The organism is Acinetobacter septicus (assembly GCF_019355975.1).
GTDB classification, from domain to species: Bacteria; Pseudomonadota; Gammaproteobacteria; order Pseudomonadales; family Moraxellaceae; genus Acinetobacter; species Acinetobacter ursingii.
In genome coordinates this window covers 278,856-304,893 of record NZ_CP079898.1, presented here as the reverse complement: position 1 = coordinate 304,893, position 26,038 = coordinate 278,856, and the positions used below count along the sequence as shown (strand labels likewise).

Genomic DNA, 26,038 nt, shown 5'->3' with positions numbered 1-26,038 from the left:
AATGTCTACAATTCATGAATATAGGTTTTATAAATAAAAAAAGCTTAATATTCTATGATATTAAGCTTTTATCGAAGCTAAGTTCTTAACTCAAGAGCAAATCAACTCTTGATAATATATGGTGGGGGCGAAGAGACTCGAACTCTTACACCTTGCGGCGCTGGAACCTAAATCCAGTGCGTCTACCAATTTCGCCACGCCCCCAAAACTTGGGATTTTACAACTAAATTCTGGCAGAGGATCAAGGACTCGAACCTTGACGAACGGTTTTGGAGACCGTCATGCTACCATTACACCAATCCTCTAGATCTTATAATGTGAAGATTTTTACTTCTCACTATAATTAAGCAAAGCTTTATCTTGCTTAAAATGGTGGGGGCGAAGAGACTCGAACTCTTACACCTTGCGGCGCTGGAACCTAAATCCAGTGCGTCTACCAATTTCGCCACGCCCCCGATGGCTGTGTATATTATAGAGAAGGTTGGATTGTGACAAGTATTTTTTATAAAAAAACCAATTGGTTGATTAAATAAAAAACAAATCAAAAACTTATGTTTATTATATCGACATTTTTGTTAAGTTAAGTACTTTTAAAGCTTGATTTACATCATGAAATCGTAAGTTTTGCTGCTTGTTTAATAAGCCATTGAGTAAGGGAAAAAAACATTGTTTATTTTCAGGTAGCTCTATGTTGAGTTGTTGGCAATGTAAAATTGCCCAATCTTGATAACTACGTGCAGTGAATCGTTGTGTTGTGAGCCACTCATATAAAATAACGCCTATAGCGTATAAATCACTTTGAATAGTTTTGGGACTACCATGAAATAACTCTGGCGCCATATAATGAGGTGTTGCTGTCATGGTTAAAGCATTTTTAGCATTTATTTGCTGAGACTGCTCAAAATCGATGAGATAGACATGTTCTTGATATTTTGCAAAATGTTCAGTTTTTAAATCACCGTGTATCCAGCCAGAAGCATGCATGTTCGCTAAACTCTTTAGCGCCTTATCAATATATTGCTTAGTTTGCGACAAAGTCATTAAAGAGATCTGATGATCCGTAAAATAAGGATCGGCATGCGGTAGTACCATTCCCCACTTATATAATTCTTCTTGAAAAAAATCATCGATTTCGAGAAATTGTACAGGCAGTACAAAATCATAAGAACCTTGCTTTTGATAAAAGCTGAGCTCATGTTCAAATCCTGCTTTGCTGGTTGCATGAGAATCTTGTAACTGTAGCTTAAGCCAATAGGTTTTTCCTTGAGATTTAAAAGTATAAAGACGACGCCCAAGCGCCATACTTTTAGCTTTGGTCTTTAAACACAATTGATCAAACTGTTCCAGCATTTATTTTTTAACACTTTCTTTAGTCAAATGCTGCGTTTCTTGAAAATACAACATTTCTAAACAATGCTGAATGGTCTTTCCAATACGGGCATGAATTTCTATTGAGGAAATTTTGGGCCATGTGGCTCTCTCACCTTCTTGCTGCAACAGTTTAAATAATTCGGGACGAGGATTTTGCAGCATATAACTATAATTACGCAGGTTAAAGCGACCAATAATATTGACATCGCCATAATAGCGCTGCCCAACGATACCATAACCATGATCCAATAAACGGCGTACTGGTTGTACACGACCTAAGCGTTCACGAGTAAAGTCCATGAAGCCCATTGCCACCACTTTCGCCTGACGACGTAAAATTCTTTGCGGCCAACTGAGTAAATCCTTACGATAACGCGATTGATCACTTTGCATAAATGGCACGACATGGGGATTGACCTGACTGGCAATGGTATAGTTCAGATTATATAAACGCGCCATTTTTTCTTGAGGAAAATCACTACGAACACTTCCATCCACCCATTTTGCATTGGCCATATAAGGAGTATGAACACCATCGTAGCGTTTACTGGTTAAACGGATTGGCGGGAATAAAACAGGAACCGCACAAGATGCCAAGACAGCACTCCAAACCAGTAAATTAGGCGCGGTATATCCATTCATAATCCGTGGATTCTGTGAAGCATCATAAGGTGCCACTGCCACATTGGTATGTAAGCCTGATTTCTTATAGGCTTCTGCAAAAGTTAAATCACCCAGATTTTCAATTAAAAAGTTTTTTAAATACTTAACATCTGCCAATCCCCCATTCCCTTTTGCAATGTCACTTAATTTTCTAAAATGAAAGGCTTCAGTGAAGAACTTCTGCCCTTTCAGAATTTCAGGAATATCGCCAATCGAAGAAGTGCCAAGCATCCCCGCCATAATTGCGCCTGCACTTGATCCTGATAACACTTTTGGCAATAGGTCTTGTTCAACTAACGCTTTACAAACTCCAGAATGAAACAAACCCAGTGTTGCACCGCCAGAAAACATTAAAGCGGGCTGACCATAGGCTTTTTGACAGTTTTCAAAAAAATTAATCTTTTGTTTAAGGGTAAGTGTCTGACAGGTACTAATCGCAATGAATCTCAGACAATGACTGACCTCTTCCACATAATCGACAATTAATTGTTTAGTCCCCAGATAAGTTGCTGTAAAGAGCATCGGATGCCCAATATTTGCAATGTCGTGGGTCAAGCCTTCTTGCAATAAATAAAGTGCATCCAGTACTCTTTGCTGAGTACGATATTTGCATAATAAGTTAAGCCGATAGGAAATAACTTCAGCATTGAAATAGGGCGAACTGTTATCATATTTCCATTCTTGCGCCCCTGTTTCTTCATCCAATTTTAAGGCGACAGTTTTCCACTCATCATAAGATTCGGCATTTTTTAATTGATATTTCAATTTTTTTACACGATGTCGCTGATGTAAATTCATATCCTGTTGAAGTGTTTCAAACATATCAAGTCAAATCCTAATTCTGGATTATTTTATGCACTATGCAAGCTGAACAGCTTAGGGTCAATTGCTAAAATGTTCGACTCTAGGTTATAGAGGTTTACTTTGAAACATCACACAAGAGTCTGTATCATCTTGTGGCAATGACTACAAAGGAATCATAATGGCAAACTTTGAACTCCCAGATCATCTGATTGAAACCCTTTCTTTGGTGTTAAAACAACTTCATCAAACTTTGCCAGAGGTTCATCAAGAGCCTGATTTTAATGCCCCAGCCTTTAAATGGCATCATCATCAGCTCAAACCCATTTATCAACCCAAGCAAATGTATCTGGAAGATTTGCTCGGAATTGATAAACAAAAACAAAAGATTATCCAAAATACATTGCAATTTCTTGAAGGTTTACCTGCCAATGATATTTTACTGACAGGCTCGAGAGGGACAGGGAAATCCTCGATTGTTAGAGCGTTATTAACACAGTATGCAGATCGTGGACTTCGTTTGATTGAAATTGAACGTGATGATCTCTCTGATTTACCACTCATTCAAAAAATCATTCAAGATCGTCCTGAAAAATTTATCGTTTACTGTGACGACTTGGCATTTAATGCAGAAGATGAAAACTATCGTAGCCTAAAGAGTGTTCTGGATGGTTCACTCCAATCAGGTTCAACTAATTTTATTATCTATGCGACCAGTAACCGTCGCCACCTTCTGCCAGAATTTATGCATGAGAATACACCAGTTACCAAAGTAGATGTTCCGCAGTACACCGAATTGCATCCACAAGAAGCCATTGAAGAGAAAATTTCATTATCAGATCGCTTTGGTTTATGGCTTTCATTTTATCCAATGAATCAGGTCTTATATCTTGAAATTGTTGAACATTACATCAAAAAATCAGGGCTAGAGTATAACGATGAAGTTCGTGCCGAAAGCCTAAGATGGTGTCAATTACGTGGACAACGTTCAGGACGTGCTGCTTATCAATTTTCTAAACACTGGATTGGTGCTGAGCAATTACAGCAAAAATTGTCAGACAATTCATAGTAAATTGTGTCCTTAACTGACTTAAAAGTGACTCAATAAGGTCTGTAGCCTGTCGTTTAAAGATTTATACACTGAACAGTATAACTTATAACTAGACAGGCTATTTTTATGAATCTTTTCTCTCTTCCCAAATTATCTCCCCGTGCCGAACTATTGGCAAAAACTCTACATCACCTCACTCCATTAGTAGATCATTCCACAACTTTTTCACGTCAATTTTTCCAACAAGATGCCATGATCCAACCGTATTTTGATCATCCTTTTTATTCATGTACCCGTTATGGATTTAACTTTCCTCATCTTCCTTCGCCATTACAGTATCTAAATATCTCGGCGATTTTAGGTACAACAGGTTTACTTTGCTATGATCAGGATGAGTTACAGCATACTCCTCCGAGGAAAAATGCCACGGTTTTTATGAGTACCGCTTTTGAATCTTCAGCATTGTTGCAACACTATGCTTTAGATGGTGATGAGGTAGTACATACTTCAAATAAAATGTTATTTGGTCGTGAGCTTTTAATTGAAGGTCATTATCCAGAATTTCAGTTAAAAGCACATTTTCAAGGTATCGAACTTCAATTCAAGATTGATGTGAGTCGTCAAAGCTCATGGATGATGAAAACTCCTTTATATGATGATCTAAGTTTAGTGATGCACTATGAAGGATTTTTTCATATTCAAGGTGAACGCTATCCTGTTTCTGGTACAGGAACATTTGAATTTGCAAGAGCAGCGACGCCACATAGTTTGCTCCCTCACCCACTATCTCTAGCAGATAAAGTTCCAGTAAATTTTGTGACTTATCAAATTATCAACTTGGATGACCAGAGCCAACTGATTCTATCTAAAATTGACGTGGCTGCAAAATCGATGAGCTATAAAGCCTATATCAGGCATAAAAGTGGTCTATGCGAAGTCTATGATAATGTTGAGTTTAGTATTGCTGAGTATCAAGACAAACCGACCTTGTCACCTTTTGGGCAATATACTCTTTTACCCAAAAGCTTTGAATGGAAAATATTCAATCAAAACCAAGAACCCTATTTAATGATTAAAGCCAAAATCAGTAGTACGTTTCAGTATGGCGTTGGACTAGGCTATGCCGCGGCTTTTGAGTTTGAAGCCATTGATCATTTATATTCATGTCATCGATATGGTCAGGGTTATTTAGAATATATCGATGTAGTTGAACAAACCGAGATCTGCCCTTATCCCGATGATATTTCAGGATTAACACAACCTCAGCAAAGCATCCCGATCATATAAATAAAGGCTTTCAGGCAAATAGCTTGAAAGCCTTGTGTTTTATCTCTTTAAAAATCCTGAAACGATATTCAGTACATTTTGAATATCTTGATTGGCTTCTTGCGGATTGGTTTGATCGCCCTGTGGGGTCAATGAATTAATAATCTGAGGCAATACAGATGAAATAGCTCCATAAATATCTTGCTTAGGAACTTGTGTTTGTTCAGCAACTTGCTCGACCTGCTGATCATCAAATAATTCCTGCACATTTTGAGGAGCTACATGATTATTACTTTGTTCAGGGTCAACCCAACTTTGCACTTGAGAACCCAAACCTATATTTCTAAGTTTATCCAAAGCGCCCTGTAAACCACCCTGTTGCTGAATCCAAGCCAAAATCAAAGGTACGACTGCAATCAATAATGCCTGTGTTGAACCACCAGAGCTATTACTTGAACTTTGATTGATTGAACCTTGGTTGCTTGAAGCCGGATTATTCGCTCCAACACCAAATTGATTCAGTACCGAACCCAAAATGCCACCGAGTCCAGCGTCCGTATTTTGAGTTTGAGTATTGCCCTGATTTTGAGTCTGTTGGTTTGCACCTAATTGACCCAAAACCGAACCTAAAATACCACCCAGACCGCCTTGAGAAGATTGTTGACCGCCCATTGCCTGTTTGGCTAGCATCTCAACAATATTAGTTAAATCCGTCATCTTATGTTTATCCTGAAAAACATTCCATCTTCAGCATAGACTAGTTTTTAGATAGTTTCCAAAAGACAAATTGTTTATTTTTGCAAGATCAACGACCCTTCTAAATTACCAGCGAAACTTATCCCAGTTGTCAGGATTTGCCCAAAATTTTGAGTTAAACCAGTCAGGTACGTGCTTATAGGTTAAAATATTAAACTGCCACAACGCAAAATCCGCCTCATGTGAAGTCTTATCAATCAATTGCGTGAAACCTAGAGCACGAAGTAATTTTTCATCCTGACGTTGACTCACCACCACGATTCTTTTTGCCATCAAATCACGTAATTTGACTAGCATTTGAGACTTTTGAATTTCTGAAATATCACGCATCAATGCTGTATCAAAAACCACAAAACCCAGATCATAACGCTGACTAAAAGGCAGATTTAAAAACTCATTTACGTTAAAATAGTGCCACTGGATTGCGCTATTCTGGTCAATATTTTGACCTATACAGAGTGCAGTGTGTATGGGCTGTTCACTTGATAAATCGTCTAGCATAGAAGTGATGACATTTAATTCAGCCATAACTGCAACCTTTTTTGATGTGAGTTTAAATCGATGGAACTACAAGGCATTTGTCATAAAATGCACGCAGCGCTTAAAGACTGTAGTGTAACTGATCAGCAAGCAAGCAAGGCAAATGTTGAATACAAATTTATATTAGACCGTTCAGAAATTGACCTCCCTTTCGTTCCGGGTCAAGAAGTTGAGATTGAATGGACAGGAAATATTTATTGTACCTCTTGCGGTGCTAAAACTCCGAAATCCTATTCACAAGGTCATTGCTTTAAATGTTTTAAAACCAAAGCTGAATGTGATCTTTGCATTATGAAGCCAGAAACCTGTCATTATCATCTTGGGACTTGCCGTGAAGATGATTTTGCACATAAGGTTTGCTTTCAGCCACATATTGTTTATCTGGCAAACTCTAGCGCACTTAAAGTTGGGATTACCCGAGTCAGCCATATGCCCACACGTTGGCTAGATCAGGGAGCAACCCAAGCACTGCCGATTTTAAAAGTTGGCTCACGACGCTTATCAGGCCAACTCGAAATTTTATTTGGTACGCAAATCGCAGACAAAACTGACTGGCGCAAACTATTAAAAGGTGAAGCTGAACCCTTAAACCTGCTTGAACAGCGTGATCAAATTATTGAAGAATTTGCGCCAAAAATTCAAAGCATTCGTGAAGAATTTGGGCAAAATCTTGAGTTTAATGAATCTGTTGAATTGCTAGAGAATGAACAGCCACGTGAGTTTGTCTATCCTGTGGAACAATATCCAGAAAAAATTAAATCATTAAACCTAGATAAAACGCCTAAAATTCGTGGTGTTCTGCACGGAATCAAAGGGCAATATTTAATTTTTGATATGGGCGTAATCAATGTACGTAAATACACAGGTTACGAGTTGATTCTACGCGCTTAAAACCTGCCCTTCTCAAGAAAAATGGAGCAATCATTGCTCCATTTTTTATGTTTAATGATCTACTAAGCTTAAAATTGCTTGAACGGGATCTTCAGTATCACCAGAAATGAGTCTTTTATGCATCGAAAGATGTTGCATCACCTGAATCTGAGATTTTTCTATATTCATGAGTGATTCAATTTCCTGTGCCAAGCGTTCAGGCGTGGCTTGTTTTTGAATCAACTCTTCAATGACTTTTTTACCTGCAATGATATTGGGTAAAGAGTAATATGGAATTTTGACCAAAAGCTTGGCAATAAAATAAGTCAACGTATTGAGCTTATAGAAAGTCACCATTGGTCGATGTAACAGCATCGCCTCTAAGGTTGCTGTACCCGAAGCCAAAGCCACAATATCACTGGCACTCATCACCATCCGACCAACGTTTGATTCAGTATCGCTATTTTCAAGAATATGTAATTTTGCAATCAAAGCTGGATCACATTGCGCAACGCTACTTTCTATTTGAGTCTTGCGGGCATCATTAATTGCAGGGATCAAGTATTCAACATTTGGATATTTTGTAGATAAGATCTGGGCTGAACCTAATACTAAAGGTAACAGCCGTTCCACTTCGCCCCGACGACTACCCGGTAGCAAGGCAATATAGGTTTTCTCAGGATCAAGTCCCAAATTTCGCTTTGCATCTTGAACTGAATTATTTAAAGGAAGTTGCTTTGCCAATGGATGCCCCACAAAAGCTGCTGGCACACCGTATTGTTGATAAAAATTCTTTTCAAATGGAAATAGGCATAAAACCAAATCAATGGTTTTCTTGATGCCATGTACTCGTCCTTGTCGCCATGCCCATACCGATGGACTGACATACTGTACCGTTTTGATTGGTAAGTTTTTTTCTTTCATTGTTTTAGAAAGTCTTAAATTAAAATCTGGTGCGTCGATCCCAATAAATACATCTACGGGTTGCGCTGTCCAGAGTTCGACCAATCCATCGCGTACTGCAAATAACTTTTTCAGGTCTTTTAAAACTTCAACGATCCCCATCACCGATAATATTTCCATCGGATAATAGCTTTTAAATCCTTCCGCAATCATTTGCGGGCCACCTATACCTTCAAATTCAGCATCAATGCCCTGCTCACGAAAACTTTGCATCAGTTTTACGCCTAAGGTATCACCTGAAACTTCCCCAACCACAATGCCAATTTTTAGTTTTCGTGTAGACAATTGCAAACGTCCTGCATCAAGTTTATAGCGGGTTCTATACTAACATATAGGTTTTATAATCAAGAAATTCCGCATTTTTTTCTATTTGTGTTCGTGTATTTGTTACATAAGTTTATCTAAAATTACATTTAGAAATATGATGATTATCACAATTAACGATGACAAGAAGATTGTAGAGCATTTAGCTAAATAATAAAATAAATGAGAATTATTCACATTACTTTATCTCATGACCACATCCAACCCACTTTTATTTAAGTTATCATTGATCACTCTAGCGATCTTCCAAGTGCATCTTGCGCATGCAGAAGATACAACTCTACCTGTGATCGAACTTCAGGCGGATGCTTCTGGTAATCAAAGTTCAGAACAGACTAAATCCTACATCATCAAAAAAAGTAGCAGTGCAACCAAGCTTAATATTGATGCTCAGGAAACACCTCAGACCATCAATGTTGTCACTCGTCAGCAAATGAATGACTTTAATTTAAACTCAACGCGTAAAGTTCTTGAAAATACTCCTGGCGTCACAGTTTCGAATCAAGAAACTGAACGTACCACCTACATGTCTCGCGGTTTTGAAATATCAAACATTTTGACTGATGGCGTAGGTTTCCCACTTTCGAATTACAATTATAACAACACCAATCCAGATACTTATTTTTATGATCGAGTCGAAGTAATTAAAGGTGCTGATGCACTTACCAATGCTTTCGGTGATCCAAGTGCCACGATTGATAATATTCGAAAACGCCCGACTAAAGAATTTCAAGCCAATGCTGGAATCAGTTATGGTTCTTGGGATACACAGCGTTATGAAGCAGACGTATCTGGATCTTTAACTAAAGATGGTCGTGTACGCGGTCGAATCATGGGTTTTGAGCAGACTGGCGACTCTTATTTAGATCGGTATTCGTCTGAAAAAAATGGTTTTGCAGGAATCTTAGATGCTGATTTAACTGACACTACTACACTAACAGTAGGTTATAGCGAACAGCAGAATAATCCAAATGCCAACAACTGGGGAGCTTTACCACTTTTAGATAATAATGGTCAGCAAATTTCCTATAGCCGTTCATATAATCCAAATCCAAATTGGACGCATTGGGATCATAAAACCCAAGAAGCATTTGCAGAGCTTAAGCAAAAACTTGGAGAAAAATGGACAGCTAAGCTCACTTATAACTATACGAAAACTGAACATGACAGTAGATTACTTTACTATTACGGAAGCCCAACGGTACAAGGCAGCGATGTATCTTTAACAGCTTGGGGCGGCAAAGAGAGAAACGAGCAGAATTTATTCAATTTTGACTTACAAGGGAGTTATGCACTTTTTGGTCAGGAACATGAAGCTGCTCTAGGTTACAATCACGTAGAAAATAAACAACATGATCAACAATCCAGTGGTTTTATTAACGACTCTAATATCAATAATGATAATTCACTAGGATATTTGCGCCAACTTACAACAAACTGGGCAAGTTGGACTCCTCAATCTGTGACGTGGTCAGATTTTTCAGATGCTGCAAATTACAAACAGAAAATTGATTCATTCTACGCTGCTACACGTTTGCATCTTACAGATGATTTAAAATTATTATTAGGCGGTAATTATGTACAAGCTGAAAGTAATGGTAATAGCTATGGCTCAGACATGTCATATGATAAAGATAAGTTTTCTCCATATGCAGGGATTACTTATAACTTCACTCCTGAATATACGGGCTATGCAAGTTATACCTCTATTTTTAGGCCTCAAACAGGGGTTGATGAAACCACGAACCAAGCATTGAAAGCCGTTGAAGGGAAAAGTTACGAAGTTGGTATGAAGAGCTCTTGGTTGGATAATAAACTAACTGGAACACTCGCTGTCTTTAAAACCGAACAAAATAATTATCCATTAAGAAGTTCCGATGGCAATCCACTCAATCGGAAAGTCTTAACCAGTGATTTAGATTCGCAAGGTGTCGAAGTTGGTTTAGCAGGACAAATTACAGATAACGTGAATTTATCTTTTGGTTATGCGCAGTTCAGCATTAAAGACAAAAAGAATGGTGGAGAAGCTCGTACCTATAATCCATCTCAAACGTTAAATTTACTCGCAACTTATACTGTTCCAGTTTTACCAAAATTAAAAATTGGAGCGGGTTTACGTTGGCAAGATTCAATCAAACTCTATGATGTAAGTTTAGGTGATTCAAATCTGATCAAACAAAATGCCTATGCTTTGGTAGACCTAATGGCTAGTTATGATGTGAATGAGCATATTAGTTTGCAAGCCAATGGAAATAATATTACAGATAAAAAATATCTAAATAGTTTTCCAGATGGGCAAGCTTTTTATGGTGAACCTGCCAACTATACCGTTGCTGTAAAATTTAAATACTAAGTCTATTAAGCCAAGTCTTTAGTACAAGGCTTGGCTTAAGCATTTTAAAAGAAGCAAGCCATTATGAGTAAAACACAGTCACTTTCCATTACTTACCGATTTACAGTGTTCTATCGCTTTGTAATTGCCTTTATTATCGGTTTTGTATGCACTGCTTTTTTTAGTATGGCTTTGGCTTATATTTTTAATATGATGATGCCAAAAGCTGACTCTGTTTATTTAGCTGCTTTTTGCGCTATTTTATTTTATGCCGTTTTTGTCATCATCGCATTTTGCGTTCAATCTTTATTAAAACTGACCATTTATAGTGTTGTGGTGAGTGGCATCTGTATTTTTCTGACATTAGGATTAGGCTAAATCATGCATAAGAGTATTCGACAGTCGATGGCATGGTTACACTCTTGGACAGGATTACTATTAGGGTGGTTACTATTTGCTATTTTTGTAATGGGGACAGCCTCCTATTATCGTCATGAAATTAATTTATGGATGCAACCTAAGCTTGCTCAATATGATGTCAACCAAGAAACTGCGATTAAAACAGCCTATCAATATTTGCAAGAACATGCCGTCGGGGCTAAAACTTGGTATATCGGTGTTGCATCTGAACAGTCTCCTGTCACGAATATTTATTGGCAAAAAGCAGATGGTGGCTATGAAAGTAAAACACTCGATGCCACTACAGGCAAAGAGCTCAGTCTTTCTGCCACGCAAGGTGGCGATTTCTTTTATACCTTTCATTATCAACTTTTTGGTTTTCCCGTCATTATTGGTCGGATCATCGTCTGTATAGCAGCATTTATTATGTTGATTGCGCTGATTTCAGGGATCATTACCCATAAAAAAATCATTACCGATTTCTTTACGCTCAGGACTTTTAAGTCGCAGCGTTCATGGCTAGATTTTCATAATGTTTCATCCGTCATTGCTCTACCATTTTTCTTGATGATTACCTTTACTGGTTTAGCAATTTTCTTTTATATCTATTTACCATTTGGAATGAAAAAACTTTATCCAGAGAACTCTTTTCAATTCTTTAAAGAAATTCGCACCAATGTCATAGAAAATAAACAACCCCCAACAGACATGCAAAATTTACCTCTCGAAGTTCTGCTTGCCAAAGCACAAACTCAATGGGGAAATAAAGAAATCGATTCCATTACGGCGGATAAACCCAATACTAATCAAGCCCAAATTACGATTAGTCAAACTGAAGATCATTCCATTACAGGCAATAAACCACAAATTACCTTTGACGCAACGACAGGAAAACAATTGGCTGCCACACGAAATGATAGTTCGATTGCTACATTAAGTTTTGGGGTATATGGTTTACACATGGCGACTTTTGCCCAACCATTATTACGCCTTGCCTTCTTCTTTTCAGGTATTTTAGGCTGCTTTATGATTGCTTCTGGGTTGTTACTCTGGAGCCTGAAACGTCAAATTCAAAATAAAACACATGCATTTCATTTTGGACATTACTTGGTCGATCGGCTAAATGTTGCTACTTTTGTAGGTTTACCAATTTCTATGCTGGCTTATCTCTATAGTAATCGTTTTATCGAATTACAGCCTGCAATGCCTAACTATGAAATCTATACCTTTTTTATTGTCTGGCTGGCTAGTTTTATCTTGGCAATCTTTACAAAAAAACACTGGCTATGGCGTTCACAACTCAGCATTTTTATCCTTTTGGCTATCGCCCTGCCTTTTTTCAATGTGATTTATTTAATCCAAAACCATCTGATTACAGACTTAAGAAGTTACTGGCTATTTTTAAGAGTCGATATTGTCTTTGTTCTATTTGCTGGTTTGGGATTATTTATTGTGCGAAATATTCATCCGATACAAACCAAATCCCGAGAAAAGCTTGAAAAGAAGTTAGCGCTTGCTAATCCTGAGGTAAATGCCTCATGAGTATTGTATTAGGTGTCTTTTTGATCGTGTTCGGCATGTATATTTTATATGTGCTGAGCAGTAAACAGATTGAAAAAACCAAAAAATCTAAATTACATTTTATGACCCAGCATATCAATATCCTTCGTCTCTTCGCATGCCTTTTATTTTTGATTGCAGGAAGTTTGTTTATTGCGGCTTATGGCACTTCTATTGGCTTTGTCAGTTGGTGGCTGTTTGCTACTCCTTTAGTTTTTGCACTTATATTGTATCTCAATGACTTAAAACCCAAAGCCGATAAGCGCAACCAGTCATCCAGAGTACATAAAATTTAATTTGCCAATCTTAACTTGCTGATTTGTGAAACGCTAAACATGTCTTTAGCGTTTTTTTGCATAAGCAAAGCATTATTATTCACAATCCTTTATCTTAAAAAGTCATAAGATATGCAGGTTTTTTATATTTGGCTGATTTATTCATGTTTGGTCCTCTTGAGTTTATATTAGCAGGCGTACTGGTTGGTTTCTGTGTGGGTATCACTGGCGTAGGTGGCGGTTCGTTAATGACCCCTATCTTAATCAGTCTTTTTAGAATTGAACCTCATATCGCAATTGGTACAGACTTACTCTATGCCGCAATTTCCAAATTTTGCGGTTCTCTGGTACATGCCAAAAAACTCAATATTGTCTGGCCGATTGTCATCTGGCTGGCAGTAGGTAGTATTCCTGCTTCTTTTGCTACCGCATGGGTGCTCGAACATTATTTAAGTCAGTCCTCGCACTATAAAATGGTTTTAACTATGGTGTTGGGCTTCATGCTCACCCTGACTGGTATTTCAATTATTTTTCGCGCCACGATTGAAAAGTTTTTTATGGGTTTGCGTAAGAAAAAAGAACTTCCAGAACAAATCGCACATGACACTATTTCTGAAACTAAACGCATTTATATTATAATCATGGGCATTATTTTGGGTGTGTTTGTCACGTTATCATCGGTCGGTGCTGGTGCTTTTGGTATCATGGCACTGATTATTATGTTTCCTAATCTGCCGATGATTCGAATTATTGGTTCAGATGTGGTACATGCCGTACTGTTAACTTTGGTGGCTGGTTTGAGTCATATGAGTGCGGGTAATGTCGATTTTCACTTACTCATGTGGTTATTAGTAGGTTCAATTCCTGCGATCATAATCGGAACTTTAATTAGCTCACGTTTACCTGAAAAAATTATCCGTAAGGTCTTGGGGGTTACGCTATTTGCACTGGGTGTGAACTTTATTGTTCATCCTGTTAAAGCCAAACCTGTTGAAAAGCCTGCCATCACTCAACCTGTTTCTGCCGAAAAAACCACCACAAAATAAGCTATCTAACGGATTAATCGTTTTTTTTAAATGATTAATCCGTTGTAAATATAGTCAGATACCGCTTATTTCATGGTATATTCGTTAAACAGATAACCCTAAGCAATGATCGAATCAGTGACAGCAATGAATACTCTACAGTCTAATCCAGTCTCTCAGCCAGATATCGACGACGTTAATATTAAAAGCATCCACCCTCTTGTAACACCAGCAGAATTAAAGTCTGAACTGCCATTGACTGAAGATGCGTATCAAACCGTTCTCAAAGGCCGCGAAACCATCCGTAATATTTTAGATGGTACCGACAACCGTGTTTTTGTTGTGATTGGCCCTTGTTCTATTCATGACCCAAAAGCTGCACATGAATATGCTGATCGTTTAAAAGCTTTGAGTGAAAAAGTAAAAGATACACTTTACATCGTGATGCGTGTTTATTTTGAAAAACCACGTACCACAGTAGGATGGAAAGGACTAATTAACGATCCAGATATGAATGACTCTTTTAATATTGAGAAAGGTCTACGTATTGGTCGTCAATTATTACTTGAGTTAAACCAAAAAGGTTTGCCATGCGCAACCGAAGCACTTGATCCTAACTCACCACAGTATTATCAAGATCTTATTTCCTGGTCTGCAATTGGCGCACGTACTACCGAAAGCCAGACGCATCGTGAAATGTCATCGGGCTTATCTTCTCCAGTCGGTTTTAAAAATGGGACAGACGGTGGTTTAACAGTTGCGACCAATGCAATGCAATCGGTTAAGCATGGTCATAGCTTTCTTGGTCTCAATGAAAATGGACAGGTTTCTGTGATTCGTACCAGTGGCAATCCATATGCGCATGTGGTGTTGCGCGGTGGAAATGGTAAACCAAATTATGATGCGGGTTCTGTAGCGGAAGCTGAAACGGCTTTGGCTAAAGCCAAAGTTAGTAACAAAATTATGATTGATGCCAGTCATGCCAACTCAAATAAAGACCCTTACCTGCAACCATTGGTATTACGTAATGTGGTTGAACAAATCAATGACGGAAACAAGTCCATTGTGGGTGTGATGGTAGAGAGCCATTTAAAAGGTGGTCGCCAAGATATTCCTGAAAACTTATGTGATCTTGAATACGGTAAATCTGTAACCGATGGCTGTATTGATTGGGATACTACGGAACAAGTTTTACTCGAAATGCATGAGAAACTTAAAGAGTTGCTTCCAAAACGCTAATTTGAGCAACCATTGAATAAAAAACCCTTAATTATTAAGGGTTTTTTTATATTCATCTGATTCAAGAATGTTTACTGATCAATGATCATATTTTCTGATCAACAATCCAGTAGATTTTATAGGGAATTTAAAGCTAATATGATGATGCGGTTAACATTCAGTTTTGGCTGAAACGAACACCTTATTATATTCTAACGATATATCAGTATTTCTATGACCACTTTAGAACAATCTTTATCCCAAATTCCGAACTTTTCTCCAGTCCATGAACATCTACTGAGTTCAGGACAACCGACAGCCGAGCAGTTACATCATATTAAAGAATATGGCTGTAGCACGGTCATCAATCTTGCATTGAATGATGCCGAACCACACCTTGATCAGGAAGACCGAATCTGTCTGGAACTAGGATTAAACTATATTCATTTACCTATTTTATGGGAAATGCCAGCAGCAGATCAGTGCCTATTGGTTCTGGATTTAATCGACCATTTGGTTACAAACGAGATCGTCTGGATACATTGCGCAAAAAATTATCGTGTCAGTTGCTTAATGGCACTGTACCGCCAATATTTCATGGGAATGGATATCGGCTCTGCACAAGAGCTATTGCATCAAATTTGGGAACCGAATGAAACGTGGACGGGACTGATGCATAGTGTTGCCCTACAACTTCAAGGTCGTATGGCAACTCAAGATTTACAACAATCTTTGATCGATCCAAATCAATTTACTTGATGGGTGATTAAAACGGTGGCCGTTGAGAGGATTCCCTCTTGGCGGCCTGTAAAGCCAAGCTTTTCTGTCGTGGTTGCTTTGATGCTGATTTGAGTAATATCTAGCTCCAACACATCTGCAATACTCTGACGCATTTCCAGATTATACTTTGCAAGTTTTGGACGCTCACACGCTACGGTAATATCTGCATTATTTAAAACATAGCCACGATCTAAAATGAGCTGATAGACATGTTTTAACAAGACACGACTATCTGCACCTTTAAAATCTGGATCAGTATCGGGAAAATGCTGGCCAATATCGCCAAGTGCTAAAGCCCCTAATAATGCATCCGATAAAGCATGTAATACCACATCACCATCGGAATGTGCCTTTAAACCATGGGTATGTGGAATTTTCACGCCTGCTAAAGTCACATGGTCTCCATCTTCAAAAGCATGCACATCCAGACCCTGACCGATGCGAATTGGTAATATCATTTATTTTCCTTTATAAAACAAATCACACAACTTGTATTCTGGCTTTTGGTTTCGCTATAGTACGTCTAGCCACTGAAATGGAAGTATAAGCGATCATGACGTCTCGTACAGATAGATTTCCTTTAAAAAACGTAGTTTGTGCACTCACGATCAGTTTTTGCTTTTCCTCAGCCTATGCAACAGATCAATTTGATTGTGACAATCATAAAGCGTCATTTGTGAGCAAGAAAATCTGCGCTGAAAATTTTCATGAGACACGACATGAGCTCAATAATAAATTTCTAATCGCTTATCTAGTTTCAGATGCGCCTATTAAACTGTTGTACGACACGCATTCACTTTGGTTCAATCGTTTACAACAATGTAAATCTCAACACTGTATTGATCAACAATTTGCACTACGCGATGATGATCTCAACTTTTATACCTCTTTAAATCAAAGTTTAACCCAGCATTTTTTAAAGTTTGAACATGGCAAAATTGCCCAACCAGCAATTCATTTACAAGTTCATCAACTAGGCAAAGACAAAATTAAAATTGAAGGCATGGCGTATCGCAATCCCAATAACAGTAATGATAGCCAGACAATTTCTTTTTTGGCGTATACGACACCAGATAAAAAAGAGCAAATTTTTGATAATGAGCATGATTGTAAATACAATTTTAATTTTCAGAAAAGTATTTTAGTGGTAAAAACTGACCAGAAAGGTTGCGAACGGTTCAGCGGTATCTATCGTCTTTATGATTAAAAATGAGGGTTGATCTCCCCTCATTTTATTTTTAAGCTTTAATTTTATAGCGTCAGGCAGATAATTTCATCGCGATTTCCTGACTAATAATAGCCGCTGTTGCTGCTGAAAGTGTCCAACCCAAATGCCCATGTCCTGTATTATAAAATACTCGTGGATGCTTTCCTTGTTTAATGACAGGCATCATATTCGGCATCATCGGGCGTAAACCTGCCCAAGGAACAGCATGTTCTGTAGATATGTCAAAGTTGGCATTGACCCAATTAATCAAGGGCTGAATACGATCTGCACGAATATCACGGTTATAACCATTAAATTCTGCCGTTCCTGCGACACGGAAACGATCCTCACCTAAGCGTGAAGTCACAATTTTGGCACTTTCATCAAGCAGACTAACCCAAGGCGCATTTTGAATACTTTTTTGATCATTTAAATGTATCGTAATGGAATAGCCTTTCACAGGATAAACATTCACTCGATCACCCAGCATATCTGCCAGTTGATAACTCCCCACGCCTCCACAAATCAAAATTGCATCAGCTTCTAGGCGAATAGGTTGATCTTTAGGTTCAAGCATGTTTTCTGTGCTTGGCTGGCAAGACACAATCACTTTTTGATCCGAAAGTTGCACTTGCTGTACATCTAGCCCAAAGCGATATTTCACGCCGTATTTTTTGGTTTTTTCAGCCAATCCTACAGTAAATTTATGGATATCACCTGTCGCATCGTCTGGCGTGTAATAACCGCCATAGTAATCACCTGAGAGTGTAGGCTCAATTTGCTTAATTTCCTCTGGACTCACCGCATGTCGTGCCAATGTTCCCTTACAAAGCATATCATTGACATTTTTGGCAATGTTGTAATCTGCTTCGCTATGGTAAATATGTAAAATTCCACGCTTTTCCAGATTGAAATCGACTTGTTCCTTTTCAGCAATTTCAAACAGACGTTTACGAGCCAGCAAAGCTAGTCTTACCGTTTCGAGTGTATTGGTTTCATAGTGTTTAATACTGGCTAAAAATTCAAATAACCAGCTATATTTATGAACATCAAAAGACGGATTGAGCAATAATGGTGCATCTTTTTTTGACATCCATTTCATACCCTTCAGCACGGTAGATTTTTGATTCCAAACTTCAGCATTACATGCGGATAATTGACCACCATTGGCAAAAGACGTTTCCATGGCAGGAAATAAATGCCGATCGATCACGGTGACATCATAGCCCAATAAAGCCAACTCATAAGCAGACGTGACACCCGTGATTCCAGAACCAACCACAATTACATGAGACATATACAACTCCTTGAAATGAAACTCATCTCAAAAAATGCCCCATCTGTCTATGTACCTGAGAGCTTCGGTTTTCAATAATTCCTATTAATTATTTTAACCATCCCCTTCGGTGAGTATTTTTAAATACTTCTCTCCAGATTGATGTCGATTATTACAGTCCTTTTGCCTGAGAGTTTCCGGGGTCGTTGCTCCTTCGGCGTGTTCACAGGAACATCTCTCCTGCAATAATTCATATTGTTATAAAAGCAATGTACATGCCAGTTTTTAAAAGTCCAACTTTATTTTGTAGCTCGAATAAAAAAACCTCATCAGCCTAAAACTAATGAGGTTTCTGGGAATCAAATAGGTTGAAAAAGCTTAATCGTCGACCGGATAGGTAATCTTGATCGTCTTGATTCTATTTTCATCCATTTCCAATACTTCAAAACGAATGCCTTCATGATCAATCGTGGTACCAATCTGAATCGGTGAAGCTGCTTTATCCATGATTAAGCCCGAAACGCTGATATATTCACCATCTTCTGGCATGAGTTCGATCATCCCCAGTTCAAGTTCAAGCTGATACAAATCCAAAAGCCCAGTTGCTTGCCATGTACGATCATCGATTTTCACCAATTCTGGCTGTTCATCGGCATCTGGAAATTCACCCGCGATTGCTTCAAATACATCTAGTGGCGAGATCAGGCCTTGTACTGTACCAAACTCATCACTCACTAAAACCAGTGATCCTTTGGAAGCACGTAAGGTATTAATCGCATCAATCACTTTCATACGTTCAAAGATAAAGATTGGACGCTGTCGCTTTAATAAAACTTTGACATGATCTGGATGATCCAGCGCATCAATTAAATCCTTAGCACGAGCAACCGTAATCACTTTATCCAAACTGCCGCGACATACGGGAAACAAACTATGCGGAACAGACAAAATCTGCTGACGGATAAGTTCAGGATCATCATCAATATTGACCCAAGAGATCTGAGAACGAGGAGTCATGATCGATGCCACAGTTCGTTCGGCAAGGGTCAGTACACCGCCAATCATATATCGTTCATCATTTACAAATAATGTTTGCGATTCCGAGTTTTCATCCACAGCCGCAATTCGATCTTTTTCACCCATCATTTTGAAAATGGCATTGGCAGTTCGATAACGTAATGGAATCTTGGACTGATTTTTTTCGACATTGCGCTGTGAAAACTGATTAAAGGCTTCGATCAGAATGGCAACGCCAATACCTGAGTAGATGTAACCTTTTGGAATATGGAAACCCATTCCCTCAGCGATCAAGCTGACACCAATTAAAAGCAAGAAACTCAGACATAAAATGACAACGGTTGGATGTCGATTTACAAAGGCTGTTAAAGGTTTAGATGCGATGAGCATCACAATCACCGCAACAGTCACAGCAGTCATCATGACATAAATATTATCCACCATCCCAATGGCAGTAATAACTGAGTCTAGCGAGAATACAGCATCGAGTACAATAATCTGTGCAACCACTGCCCAGAAACTTGCATAGGCAACTGAAGAATTCGTTTTGATTTCAGGTTTGCCCTCCATCTTTTCATGAAGTTCAGTCACCGCTTTATAAACAAGAAATAAACCACCCAATAGCAGAATTAAATCTCGACCAGAGAATGTCATTCCCGCAACGTCAATCAAAGGTTTTGTGAGTGTAACCAACCATGAAATAACAGAAAGAAGCGCCAAACGCATAATAAGCGCCAACGATAAACCAATAACACGTGCTTTATCACGCTGTTCAGGAGGAAGTTTATCGGCCAAAATAGCGATAAAAACCAGATTATCAATTCCTAGAACAATTTCTAATGCAATCAGGGTCAGCAACCCTACCCAAATACCAGGATCTAATAAAAATTCCATCATTAGATCACCTCAAATACTTGAGAACAAATCAATACAAACAACCTACACGGCGATGGATCCATTCACGGATACCCTTTTCAATTAAGATGGTTTTATTATGCATAACTTTTTCTACTTGTAATTATTTTTTTGTATATTGAGTAAATTTTTTAAGCTTAAATTAAGTTTTATAAAAATATCTCACAAACTTTAATCAAAAAAGTTAATTTATCGAATAATTTTAACAATTGCCGCACACAATCAAATAAAAAAGTGAAACACTCAAATTTATCCAAAATATTGATACTTTACAACTGGATAATGACTGCTATAAATTATCATATTGTGCTTTTGAGCACTGCATTTCCACCGGAATAAATATACAAATTCAAAAAATATTGCCAAACACATCACAAAATATTATGATTATTCTGCTAACACAACGACTTTAGAACAATACGGTATAGCAACAATAATTACACATTCACCAACTTGGGAATTATGAAATGAGTAAAAAATACACGAGGTTTTTACCAACCGCAGAGTCTTATGACTTTAACGAATTTCCATATTACTGGATTACACAAGTCCATGCACGTTATGTCCTAAACATTGATAATGTCCTAAAAAAATACGGTTTGGATAATTCTCGTCGGCGTATTTTATTAGCATTGAATTCAAAACCCAAAGCCAGTGTTTCAGATTTATCTGAGATGATCATTTCAAAAATGTCTACGACCACGAAAATCGTTTACCGCCTAAAAGATGAAGGGCTAGTCAATACCTTTTGTTGCCCTGAAGATGCGCGAATTACTCGCGTTGAACTCACTGAAAAAGGCAAGGAAATGATTTATAAAATTAACGATATTACCAGTGTCGTGCTAGAACAGTCTTTTGATGGCTTGACTCCTCTTCAACTGGAAAAAACCATTGAAAACTTAAAACAGATTTATAAAAATCTGTCACATTAATCAAAAAAGTTTAATTGTGGTGATATTTTCGTAGCAGTTTGACGTGGCACATGCATACATTCAAACTCATCAACAGGAAAACCCTCTATAAAACTTTGTATGTCAGGTGTTTTTAAATCAAGCCATTCATGCAAACGTTCATGAGGAATGACGATTACCGATCGTTTGACATCTCCTGGTTCATGAAATTCTTTCATCATCGGGTGATCTATGGCGTCCATTGTAATCATGGCAGCCGAACGAATAATATCACCATCTAATCGACAAATTTCATAAATTGCTGCAATAAAGAAAGCTTCACCATCTTTACGACGCACACACCAACGTTGTGGTTTCCCATCAATGTATTTAGCTTCATAGAACTCAGTGACAGGGATAACACCAAAGTTACACTTAGCCGCGGCTTCAAAGAAGCTTGAACGCTGTAATAAGGTTTCACTACGCGCATTGTAGGTTTTTTTTGCAGAAGATAAATCAGTCGCCCATTTAGGTACTAAACCAAACATCACATCTCGCCATTCCAAACCCAATTCAGATTTAAATAATAACGGTGTCGTATAAGCAGGATAAACTTCATCCAAATATTCAAAAGGAATTGGAGGTAAATTCAATGCTTGAAGTTGACTATAAGTTAAAGGCTTAAAATTTGCGCACATTTTAATAAATCTTGATTACCCTCTATTTAAATGATGCTGATTTTCTATTTTTCAATAAAAAAGTCCCCGAAGGGACTTTTTTATCAACAAGTGATTAAATTAATCACCTGTATAACCTTTCAATTTTAAACGAGCTGCATGTAGTAAAGGCTCTGTATAACCTGAAGGTTGCTCAGCACCTTTGAAAATCAAGTCAGAAGCTGCTTTAAAGGCAATATCATTAACAAATTTAGGCGCCATTGGCGTGTATTCTGGATCATTAGCATTTTGACCATCCACCACTTTCGCCATACGCTCTAGAACTTCTTCAACTTGCTCTTTGGTCACAATACCGTGACGTAACCAGTTCGCAACGTGTTGTGAAGAAATACGTAATGTCGCGCGGTCTTCCATCAAGCCCACATCATTGATGTCTGGAACTTTAGAACAACCAACACCTAAATCAACCCAACGAACCACATAACCTAAGATACCTTGACAGTTGTTTTCAAGTTCTTTGGTAATTTCATCAGCTGTCCAGTTGGTATTTTCAGCCAACGGTGGAGTAAGCAAATCATCAAGTGGTAAAGCTTGAGTATTGAGTAACTCTTTTTGGCGTTCAGATACATTACATTGATGATAATGAATCGCATGAATCACCGCGCCAGATGGAGACGGAACCCAAGCACAGCTTGCGCCTGCTTCTGGATGCTCAATTTTGGTTTTATACATGTCTAACAGCATATCTGGTTTTGGCCACATACCTTTACCAATTTGCGCTTTTCCACGTAAACCTGTTTGCAACCCAATCATAACATTACGGTTCTCGTAAGCAGGGAACCATTTTTGTCCTTTGATTTCGCCTTTACGAACAAATGCACCCGCTTCCATAAAGGTATGGATTTCGTCACCTGTACGATCCATAAAACCAGTATTAATGAAGATGGTACGATCTTTCGCCTGAGCAATACAGTTTTTCAAGTTTACAGAAGTACGGCGCTCTTCATCCATAATACCGACTTTAAGTGATTTAGCAGGCAAGCCTAATGCTTGTTCTACGCGCTCAAACAATTCAACCGTAAATGCAACTTCTTCTGGACCATGCATTTTTGGCTTAACGATATACATAGAACTTTTACGCGAGTTCTTCAATGTATTGTTGCCACGAATATCTGGAATCGTAAGCAAAGGCGTTACTAAAGCATCCATGATGCCTTCATAGATTTCTTTGCCATCGACTAAAATCGCTGGATTCGTCATCAAATGCCCAACATTACGAAGAAGCATCAATGAACGACCATGCAACGTCGTTGTACCGCCAATCAGATTCTTAATAACACGATCTTCGCTGAGTTTACGTGTAACGGTTTTACCGTTTTTCTCGATAGACTCTGTTAGATCACCTTTCATCAGACCTAACCAGTTACGGTAACCTTCAACTTTTTCTTCTGCATCTACAGCTGCAACTGAATCTTCCAAATCCTGAATAGTGGTAACTGCAGCTTCAAGAACTAAATCTTTGACCCCAGCAGCATCTGTTTTACCAATTGGGCTGTTGGCATCGATTTCAATAATGACATGCAAACCATTGTTGAGTAAGACCACTTCGGTCGGTGCTGCTTCTTCGCCGTTATAACCAACAAATGCTGATTCTTGCTTAAGCTTGGTTTGTGAGCCATCTTTTAAGGTCACTACGAGTGCTTTATTTTCAATCGCATAGTGAGTTGCATCGGCATGTGAGCCTTGTGCTAAAGCGAATGTTTGATCAAGGAAATTTTTAGCAAAAGCAATTACCTTTTCGCCACGCACTGGGTTATAGCCCTTGCCTTTTTCAGCACCATCCGTTTCTGGAATCACATCGAAACCATAAAGTGCATCGTATAAAGAACCCCAGCGTGCATTAGCAGCATTAAGGCTATAACGTGCATTACGTACAGGTACGACCAATTGTGCGCCTGCAAGTAAAGCAATTTCTTCATCTACATTTTCAGTGGTGATCTGGAAATCTTCTACTTCTGGTAATAAGTAGCCAATTTCTGTAAGGAAAGCTTTGTAAGCTTCTAATTCAAATTTGTTATTACGGTGCCACTCGTCAATTTTAGCCTGTAACTCATCACGCTTTGCCAAAAGCGCCGTGTTTTTTGGACTAAGATCAACAACGACTTGCTCAAAGTTCTTCCAGTAAGTTTCACTGTCCAAACCTGAAACTGGTAGAGCTTCATTTTCGATAAAGTCGTAAAGTTCTTTAGCAATCGCTAACTTGCCTTTTTGAATACGTGCCGTCATTGTCTTTCCTGATGTTGCTACTTTTTATAACAAGAGTTTCAAGTATACCGATTTATACTTTGCTGAATAGTAATATCACGCTGCTAAATAACAAGCATTTCAAAAACAAACCATCTTGTTGGTTCTTATTTAGCGAGGTAAAACTTTCATTTCAGCAATTCGCATACCCAATTACAGTGTATAAAATTTTTAAAATGCCGAAATTAGACTTAAGTTCAGATCAGTCTAATCGACTCCTTTTTCATAATGAACCATAGTTATAACAAAAAAATATGGCATTGAAAGCATTGGCTCAAAGAAATTTGTACATTCTTTTATAACGATTTAGATGCAAAGAAAAAGGCGTTCAATTTGAACGCCTTGAGTATCCATTATTTTAAAGCTTAGCTGTTTTCAGCGGCTTGATGAATCTGTCTGTGTTCAGAATGCAAATACTCATCAGATTGCATTTCTAGCAAGCGAGAACGAGTACGTTCAATTTCAAAAGCCAATTTCTCACCTTGATATAAATCAATGATGGAATCCTGAGAAGTCAGAAGCAATTTGACGCCACGATCATAAAACTCATCTACCAGATAAATAAAACGACGCACACCTTCAGATAAACTATCGGTTAAATGCGGTACATTACTCACCAAAACCGTATTATATAAGTTTGCAATTTCAATAAAATCTGCTGGACTGCGCGGTTTGAAGCAAAGCTCCGAAAACTCACACCAAAGTACATCTTCCGTATGACCTAACGTTTCTACAACACGGTGATTAATGGTGATCGGTTCATCCGAATAACCCTGTGTTTGGGTAATAGCTTTAAAACGCTGTGCCATCCAGATTTTAGCATCATCAGAAAGAGGATACTTAAACAGTTGTGCTTGCTTAAGTACACGTAAACGATAATCGACACCTGCATCTACATTTAAAACCACACAATTCTTTTTCACCTGTTCAATTGCAGGTAAGAAACGATCTCGATGAATGCCGTTTTTGTATAAGCCATCTGGGGCAATATTTGAAGTTGCAATGAGGGTAATACCACGTGCAAACAATTTTTGGAACAAATCGCTTAAAATCATGGCATCCGTGACATTGGATACAAAAAATTCATCAAAGCAAATCACCACAGCATCTTTATAGATTTGATCCGCGACCAAATCTAATGGATTACGCTGACCAGACAAACGATTTAGCTCACGATGTACATGCTGCATAAAATGATGAAAATGCATGCGTGTCTTACGGCGAAATGGAACAGAATCATAAAATTGATCCATCAACCATGTTTTACCACGCCCTACACCCCCCCACATATATACGCCTCGTGGCGCAGTTTGGCGACGGAAACGGCGGAATGCTTTTTTTGAAGCTTTATAACGACTAATGAGATCCTGCCAAACTCGTTCTAATTCATGTACAGCCTGTGCCTGAGCTTCATCAGGCATAAATTGTCCTGAAGATAATGCTTGTGCATAACGCTCTGCAGGAGATAAAGGAGTAAACGCTGTACCATGAGGAGAATGAATGTTTGCCATGTCTTTTATTTGCTTTCAGTATTTGTAGAAAAAGTATATCGAAGATT

23 protein-coding genes, 3 tRNA genes and 1 riboswitch are annotated in these 26,038 nt (G+C 38.2%); of the genes, 12 read left to right on the top strand and 14 right to left on the bottom strand.

The genetic code is table 11. From position 1 onward, the window contains the following. Positions 1-119: 119 nt before the first annotated feature. The 5 genes from I6L31_RS01565 to I6L31_RS01545 all read right to left on the bottom strand — a co-directional run bounded on the left by I6L31_RS01565 (position 120) and on the right by I6L31_RS01545 (position 2,856). Positions 120-204 (bottom strand) — tRNA-Leu (locus tag I6L31_RS01565). Between the two features lie 27 nt (positions 205-231). After that, positions 232-305, bottom strand: a tRNA-Trp gene (locus tag I6L31_RS01560). A 65-nt stretch (positions 306-370) separates the two neighbouring features. Further along, positions 371-455 (bottom strand) — tRNA-Leu (locus tag I6L31_RS01555). Positions 456-558: 103 nt separating this feature from the next. Then, positions 559-1,350, bottom strand: a complete 792-nt coding sequence (locus tag I6L31_RS01550) for a protein kinase domain-containing protein (protein WP_005004029.1) — start codon at positions 1,348-1,350, stop codon at positions 559-561. After that, the gene (locus tag I6L31_RS01545; protein ID WP_005004025.1) at positions 1,351-2,856 is read right to left on the bottom strand and encodes a DUF3336 domain-containing protein; all 1,506 of its coding nucleotides are present in this window, start codon (positions 2,854-2,856) and stop codon (positions 1,351-1,353) included. Positions 2,857-3,016: 160 nt separating this feature from the next. Here I6L31_RS01545 and I6L31_RS01540 point away from each other — a divergent pair, with 160 nt between their 5' ends. Together I6L31_RS01540 and I6L31_RS01535 are read left to right on the top strand one after the other, a co-directional pair. Then, a complete protein-coding gene (locus I6L31_RS01540) occupies positions 3,017-3,904 on the top strand; it encodes an ATP-binding protein (protein ID WP_005004023.1) in 888 nt (295 codons plus the stop codon). A 108-nt stretch (positions 3,905-4,012) separates the two neighbouring features. Beyond that, on the top strand, positions 4,013-5,173 hold the full coding sequence (locus I6L31_RS01535; RefSeq protein WP_005004021.1) for a DUF6670 family protein: 1,161 nt from the start codon (positions 4,013-4,015) through the stop codon (positions 5,171-5,173). A gap of 39 nt (positions 5,174-5,212) precedes the next feature. Here the strand turns inward: I6L31_RS01535 and I6L31_RS01530 are convergent, their stop codons facing one another. Next, positions 5,213-5,869: a YidB family protein gene (locus tag I6L31_RS01530; RefSeq protein WP_005004020.1), complete on the bottom strand. Its 657-nt coding sequence runs from the start codon at positions 5,867-5,869 to the stop codon at positions 5,213-5,215. A 105-nt stretch (positions 5,870-5,974) separates the two neighbouring features. Next, on the bottom strand, positions 5,975-6,436 hold the full coding sequence (locus I6L31_RS01525) for a DUF6231 family protein (RefSeq protein ID WP_004989364.1): 462 nt from the start codon (positions 6,434-6,436) through the stop codon (positions 5,975-5,977). 33 nt (positions 6,437-6,469) lie between these two features. On the opposite strand from I6L31_RS01525, the gene I6L31_RS01520 reads away from it, so the two are divergent. Then, a complete protein-coding gene (locus I6L31_RS01520) occupies positions 6,470-7,339 on the top strand; it encodes a DUF2797 domain-containing protein (RefSeq protein WP_004989367.1) in 870 nt (289 codons plus the stop codon). 51 nt (positions 7,340-7,390) lie between these two features. Here the strand turns inward: I6L31_RS01520 and lpxB are convergent, their stop codons facing one another. After that, positions 7,391-8,566 carry a lipid-A-disaccharide synthase gene (gene lpxB, locus I6L31_RS01515; RefSeq protein WP_004989370.1) on the bottom strand — a complete coding sequence of 392 codons (1,176 nt, stop codon included), beginning with the start codon at positions 8,564-8,566 and terminating at the stop codon, positions 7,391-7,393. 229 nt (positions 8,567-8,795) lie between these two features. Between lpxB and I6L31_RS01510 the strand changes: the two genes are divergently transcribed. From I6L31_RS01510 to I6L31_RS01480, 7 genes are all read left to right on the top strand, one after another. After that, positions 8,796-10,958 carry a TonB-dependent siderophore receptor gene (locus I6L31_RS01510; protein ID WP_005004019.1) on the top strand — a complete coding sequence of 721 codons (2,163 nt, stop codon included), beginning with the start codon at positions 8,796-8,798 and terminating at the stop codon, positions 10,956-10,958. Between the two features lie 63 nt (positions 10,959-11,021). Then, on the top strand, positions 11,022-11,315 hold the full coding sequence (locus I6L31_RS01505) for a hypothetical protein (RefSeq protein ID WP_004989376.1): 294 nt from the start codon (positions 11,022-11,024) through the stop codon (positions 11,313-11,315). Between the two features lie 3 nt (positions 11,316-11,318). Beyond that, positions 11,319-12,878 carry a PepSY-associated TM helix domain-containing protein gene (locus I6L31_RS01500; protein ID WP_005004017.1) on the top strand — a complete coding sequence of 520 codons (1,560 nt, stop codon included), beginning with the start codon at positions 11,319-11,321 and terminating at the stop codon, positions 12,876-12,878. Next, the gene (locus I6L31_RS01495; protein WP_004989378.1) at positions 12,875-13,192 is read left to right on the top strand and encodes a hypothetical protein; all 318 of its coding nucleotides are present in this window, start codon (positions 12,875-12,877) and stop codon (positions 13,190-13,192) included. The genes I6L31_RS01500 and I6L31_RS01495 overlap by 4 nt, the downstream gene beginning before the upstream one ends. Positions 13,193-13,335: 143 nt before the next feature. Beyond that, positions 13,336-14,217, top strand: coding sequence for a sulfite exporter TauE/SafE family protein (locus I6L31_RS01490; RefSeq protein ID WP_005004015.1), 882 nt, complete (start codon positions 13,336-13,338; stop codon positions 14,215-14,217). Between the two features lie 126 nt (positions 14,218-14,343). Beyond that, positions 14,344-15,435 carry a 3-deoxy-7-phosphoheptulonate synthase gene (locus tag I6L31_RS01485; RefSeq protein ID WP_034697849.1) on the top strand — a complete coding sequence of 364 codons (1,092 nt, stop codon included), beginning with the start codon at positions 14,344-14,346 and terminating at the stop codon, positions 15,433-15,435. A gap of 213 nt (positions 15,436-15,648) precedes the next feature. Then, complete coding sequence (locus tag I6L31_RS01480) at positions 15,649-16,173, top strand: protein tyrosine phosphatase family protein (protein WP_005004011.1); 525 nt, start codon at positions 15,649-15,651, stop codon at positions 16,171-16,173. On the opposite strand, the gene ispF is transcribed toward I6L31_RS01480, so the two are convergent. After that, positions 16,161-16,652, bottom strand: coding sequence for a 2-C-methyl-D-erythritol 2,4-cyclodiphosphate synthase (gene ispF / locus I6L31_RS01475; protein ID WP_004989384.1), 492 nt, complete (start codon positions 16,650-16,652; stop codon positions 16,161-16,163). The genes I6L31_RS01480 and ispF overlap by 13 nt on opposite strands. 95 nt (positions 16,653-16,747) lie before the next feature. Here ispF and I6L31_RS01470 point away from each other — a divergent pair, with 95 nt between their 5' ends. Further along, the gene (locus I6L31_RS01470; protein ID WP_005004009.1) at positions 16,748-17,401 is read left to right on the top strand and encodes an A1S_1983 family putative colistin resistance protein; all 654 of its coding nucleotides are present in this window, start codon (positions 16,748-16,750) and stop codon (positions 17,399-17,401) included. A 52-nt stretch (positions 17,402-17,453) separates the two neighbouring features. Here I6L31_RS01470 and I6L31_RS01465 read toward each other — a convergent pair whose 3' ends face one another. Beyond that, positions 17,454-18,698, bottom strand: a complete 1,245-nt coding sequence (locus tag I6L31_RS01465; protein WP_005004007.1) for a D-amino acid dehydrogenase — start codon at positions 18,696-18,698, stop codon at positions 17,454-17,456. Between the two features lie 144 nt (positions 18,699-18,842). Continuing rightward, positions 18,843-18,930, bottom strand: a riboswitch (glycine riboswitch). Between the two features lie 125 nt (positions 18,931-19,055). Beyond that, positions 19,056-20,588, bottom strand: coding sequence for a TerC family protein (locus I6L31_RS01460; protein ID WP_035272286.1), 1,533 nt, complete (start codon positions 20,586-20,588; stop codon positions 19,056-19,058). 488 nt (positions 20,589-21,076) lie between these two features. Between I6L31_RS01460 and I6L31_RS01455 the strand changes: the two genes are divergently transcribed. Further along, on the top strand, positions 21,077-21,541 hold the full coding sequence (locus I6L31_RS01455) for a MarR family winged helix-turn-helix transcriptional regulator (RefSeq protein ID WP_004997357.1): 465 nt from the start codon (positions 21,077-21,079) through the stop codon (positions 21,539-21,541). Here I6L31_RS01455 and I6L31_RS01450 read toward each other — a convergent pair. The 3 genes from I6L31_RS01450 to zapE form a co-directional block, all read right to left on the bottom strand. Further along, positions 21,538-22,197: an SOS response-associated peptidase gene (locus tag I6L31_RS01450; protein ID WP_004989402.1), complete on the bottom strand. Its 660-nt coding sequence runs from the start codon at positions 22,195-22,197 to the stop codon at positions 21,538-21,540. The genes I6L31_RS01455 and I6L31_RS01450 overlap by 4 nt on opposite strands. A 99-nt stretch (positions 22,198-22,296) precedes the next feature. Then, positions 22,297-24,462, bottom strand: coding sequence for a malate synthase G (locus I6L31_RS01445; protein WP_005004002.1), 2,166 nt, complete (start codon positions 24,460-24,462; stop codon positions 22,297-22,299). A 383-nt stretch (positions 24,463-24,845) separates the two neighbouring features. Further along, the gene (gene zapE / locus I6L31_RS01440) at positions 24,846-25,991 is read right to left on the bottom strand and encodes a cell division protein ZapE (RefSeq protein ID WP_004989408.1); all 1,146 of its coding nucleotides are present in this window, start codon (positions 25,989-25,991) and stop codon (positions 24,846-24,848) included. Positions 25,992-26,038 lie beyond the last annotated feature (47 nt).